This is a genomic window from Okeania sp. (assembly GCF_983059655.1).
In genome coordinates this window covers 1-4642 of the sequence record NZ_CEZPJD010000648.1, presented here as the reverse complement: position 1 = coordinate 4642, position 4642 = coordinate 1, and the positions used below count along the sequence as shown (strand labels likewise).

Genomic DNA, 4642 nt, shown 5'->3' with positions numbered 1-4642 from the left:
TAGAAACCTCTGACAACCATTCTCTTTCTTCAGTCTTTTTAGCTTGAGTAATAAACTGTTTTTGTAGTTCTGAATTAGTGGGTTTCTTCTCTCCTAATTTATACTTTTCTTGACAACAAGCTAGACTATCATTCCAAACAACACGGACACAACCAAATAGTTTGGCTAATTGGTGTTTTTGTCCCGGTGTTGGATATATACGGTACTTAAATCTAGCTTTCATAACTTGACTTTTAAACTAACAAGATAATAACATATTTATTGAAAAAAATCAACTCGCAAGCAATAAAAAGCCGCCCTAGAAGGGCGAGGCTTGAGACCCATTTTTTCGGTCACCAAATTCGGAGGTAGGAAATAATCCACCAGCAAGAACCCCAGCAATTAATAACTCTTCGTTCTTTTTTACTAGAAGAGGACTGCCACTATCCCCAAAAGCACCACTCCCCTCATTTGGTAGGGGAACGGGACTACTATCTAGACTAACTAGAGTATTAGTAAATGAATTTTCATCATCAAAGTCAAGTTCAATAATATTGGAGTAAAAGAGGACACTAAGGTCTGGATCAAAAACACCACCAACAACATCAATAGTATTTTCAGCACCCCAACGCAACTCACCCTCATCAAATTCAGATTCTATGCCATCCTCATCAACACCCTCGCTACCTAAACCCCTTAAACCAAAACCAACTAGAGTTGCATTACTTCCAATAAGTTCATTGGGGTCTCCACCAAATAATTTTAAAGGATCAATTGAGTCTGGAGCAGCTTCAGCAAGTTTAAGAACAGCAATATCTGTACCGTCTAATAGATTGAAAGTTTCATCTAAGAATGAAATTTCACTTACTGAAATATCTTTCAAGACAGCGTTGTCTTCATCACGAAATCTAACTCTCAAATCTGTAGCAGGAACTTCTCCATATAAAGGTTCAAAACAATGTTGGGCAGTAAGTATATAATTATCTGCAATCAGCGAACCACTACACCCGCTTTCAAATTCAAGTGTTTCAGGATTTTTGAATAAAATATCGGTTACAGATGTCAAAGGAGTACCCAAGGCTTGAGCAGTGATGGCTCCGGCAGTATCATTTATTACTATACTTCGTACTGATGTTTGAATACTCTGGCTAGCCACTAAACCAAATATGCAACTAACCCCTATTTTGCTAGCTTTTTTGATTTTAAAAGGTTTTAGTATGGAATAATTGAATCTTGGTTTGAGTTTGTTATTTTTTGATAAGTCAAGATGCATTGCCTAATTCCTCTAGATGATGAATGACCTGTGGATAAGACTAAGATTGTCTAATATTATGTCCGGATAATTAGCGATCAAAAAACTTTCTCCTTCTCTTCTTCTTTCTTCCTTCCTGTTTGCGGAGCATTCCGTAGGAAATTCTGACTCCTGACTCCTGAGTAGTTTATTTATAACTATTCAACCGGACATGATATAACCCATTAATTTTTCCTTATAGTATAGCAATTCTAACAAAGTAAGATAATGAATTTTATATTTTTGTTAAGTAAGATGTATAAAAAACTGAAGATTATAATTTAAGAAAATTATCCCTACTCCAACTAATCTTAAGAGTAGGGATAAATATTAGTTCCAATATCTGGAAATATAGCACTTGCATCTAGAAGTAAAATAAATTGAGCAGTTTTGAAAGCTGAGAGATTTTCAGAGAAAGTAAAAAGCTAATCACTAATTGACATTATATTGCTTTCTTTTACGCTTGAGCAAAGAAAATGCTCCAAAAACAGTCGCAAATAATCCTATGGTTGTAGTAGGTTCTGGTGTGGAAGCAAGGGCCACATTATCAACTGCAAGACCAGACAAAAACCCGAAATCATCTGCATCTGTAACTCCAAACCCTAAAGTATAAATTCCAGTTTCAGGAATCTCGATCGAAAAAAGTTGAGTTCCTGTTTCTTGGTCGAAGGCAGTTGGAGAATCAACAAATGGCTCGAAGAAAGTATCTGCTAATATTTCTAATAAAATATCGTCTGATACATTATTGGAAAGAGACACAAAAGAAAAATCATTTAAAGGGGGGAAATCAGGTTCTGCGAGGAATTCATCTGTCAAAAAGTTGAAATCAAATGTTATAACATCTCCTGCGTTTGCCTGAAAAGTTTGCTTGATCGCAGACCCTTGAGCAATGAATTCAACATCTGGTGATAATTCTGTTAGACTGTCTGGTGCTAACCCTAAAAATTCTTCAATCTCACCAGCAGGGACAGCAAGTGTATCGTTAATAATTAACCCTTTAGAATCATCATTTGGGGCTGGAGTACTAGCGTTACGACCCTGTCTTGGTTGTATAGTAGTAGCACCGAGAACCTCCCAACCATTGAAACCATCTTCAAAATTACCATTGTTTATTCCATATACAGCTTCTGGTGTGGGTGTGGGTTCAGGTGGATCTGGGGGAACAAAATCACCAACAAACTCACCACCAACATCTTCTATAAGTTCGCGATGTTCTACAACCCCAGTAAACCAGGATATATCACCAAATTCGCTGGTATCAGTTGAACCACCAGAAAGAACTCCTGCAATTAATAACTCGCCATCTACTTCTACCAGAAGGGGACTACCACTATCCGCAGGGGCAGTAGCTCCTTCATTTTCAAGTGGTGAAGAACTACTACCAAAACTGGATAAAGTGTTATTGTCATCAGTTCCATCATCAAAGTCAAGGTTAAAAATGTTTGAACCAAAGGTATCGTTAAATCTTGGGTCAAAACCACCATCTAACAGATCGATCGTATTTTCAGCAGCCCAGCGCAAGCCATCTGCACTGAATTCATGACCGACACTACCTAAACCATTGAAACCGAAACCAAGTACAGTTGCATCACTGCCAATGAGGGTTTCAGGGTCGAAACCAAATAACTTTAAAGGATCGATTGAATCTGGAGCAGCTTCCTCGAGTTCAAGTATAGCGATATCTGTACCATCTAATAGACCAAAGGTTTCATCTTGTAAAATGTCAGTTACAGCAATATCTGCTAAAACACTGTTTTCTGGATCATCACTGCGAAATTGTACTCTAAAGTCTTCAGGAAAAAGATCCTGAACACAATGTTGGGCAGTAAGTATATAATTACTTGCAATCAGCGATCCAGTACAAGCACTTTCAAACTTTTCCTCTTCTGTCTCAGGATCAAATTGTAGTGAAAAAATCTCGGTGACAGATGTAAAAGGAGCACCCAAGGCTTGAGCAGTGCTTGCTCCTGCTGTATCATTTATTACTATACTTCGTACTGATGTTTGAATGCTCTGACTAGCTACTAAACCAAGTATGCAACTAAGACCTATGTTGCTGATTTTTTTCGCTTTAAAAGATTTGAGTATGGAATGATTGGATCTTGCTTTTAGTTTGTCATTTTTTGATACATAAAGATGCATTGCCTAGTTCCTCTAGATGATGAATGACATGGGATGAGACTAAGTTTGTCTAACCCAATTGATTTTTTCTTATAGTATAACAATATTGAATAGAGGCCAAAGAATGAATTTTATATTATTGTTAAAATATATAAAAAGCTGAGAATTATAATTTTAATAAAATAGAGAATATACAGAGGGGAAAAAAATCAAAATTCTTCATCAAAACTTTATATAAGCTTCATCAAAACTTTATATAAGTTATAGAACTTTTCTCTTAAGTGAAGCAAATGATTTTTGCTCTATGTATTCTAAAATATACGTCTCAGGTATCTTTTCTTGATCTAAATTAAAATTGCTATAACTTGATCTTGGTAATTTTAACACCAAGCTTGATTATAAACAGCACTCTCTGTGTATCTACGGAGGAATATAGTATCTTATATAATGCTGAAATGTGCCTGTTAATATTGATAATTAATATTAAGTCCGGTCAAATGGTTATAGATTGCTTAGGTCAGGAGGAGTCGTCGGATTAGCGAAGTATAGCTGGAGAGAGAATCACAAGGATTTAGTAGTTATGAAAATAGGAGATTTTCTTGATGTCCAATCAAAAGGATTTGATAAAATCAAGCAGAAAAAAATCATACTTTTGGCTGACAAAAATTTTTGAATAGTTAGCCAGTAGTCAATAATTATTTGTTAGTAGTCATAATATTATGTCTGGATAATCAGTTATAAAAAAAACCTTCTCCCTTTAAACTTTTCTTTCCATTCTGCCCCCTGCCTTACCGAAAAATTGTGGTCTAAAGCCTGCCCTTTTAAGGGGATAAAAAAGAGATTCCTTATTTCAAGCCTCTTGCTTTCCTACGGTATGCTGCACAAACAGCTAGAGGTACTGATAACTGAAATGACCTCCTCCAAAGTGTAATATCATGTTCCCCCTCCGGGGGAGCTACGCTAACGGATAATCAGTTATAGCGCTGTGCGCAGCTCATTTGGCAGTAGGCAATAGCGGTCAGACCCCGCGCCGCCGCTAGGCGCAAGCGGTCGGAACCCGCGCCGCCGACAGGCGCAAGGGAACGCCGACCAAGAGAGGGAACGCCGACCAAGAGAGGGAATGCTGACCAAGAGAGGCAGTAGGGGGGATAAAAAGCTTATTATATAAAACTTTTAGCTATTGGACAGTTCCTGAAATTTGTAAATATGCTAGCGCACATTGCTATATAAAAAACCTTCTGCCTTCTGCCT

3 protein-coding genes are annotated in these 4642 nt (G+C 37.2%); all 3 read right to left on the bottom strand.

The features are described from left to right. Window positions 1–223: helix-turn-helix domain-containing protein (locus tag AC3DU7_RS25920; RefSeq protein WP_488042160.1), on the bottom strand; the 223-nt coding region annotated here is incomplete at its 3' end. Window positions 224–298: 75 nt separating this feature from the next. Beyond that, on the bottom strand, window positions 299–1252 hold the full coding sequence (locus AC3DU7_RS25915; RefSeq protein WP_488042159.1) for a trypsin-like serine protease: 954 nt from the start codon (window positions 1250–1252) through the stop codon (window positions 299–301). A gap of 450 nt (window positions 1253–1702) precedes the next feature. Continuing rightward, complete coding sequence (locus tag AC3DU7_RS25910) at window positions 1703–3412, bottom strand: S1 family peptidase (RefSeq protein ID WP_488042158.1); 1710 nt, start codon at window positions 3410–3412, stop codon at window positions 1703–1705. Window positions 3413–4642 lie beyond the last annotated feature (1230 nt).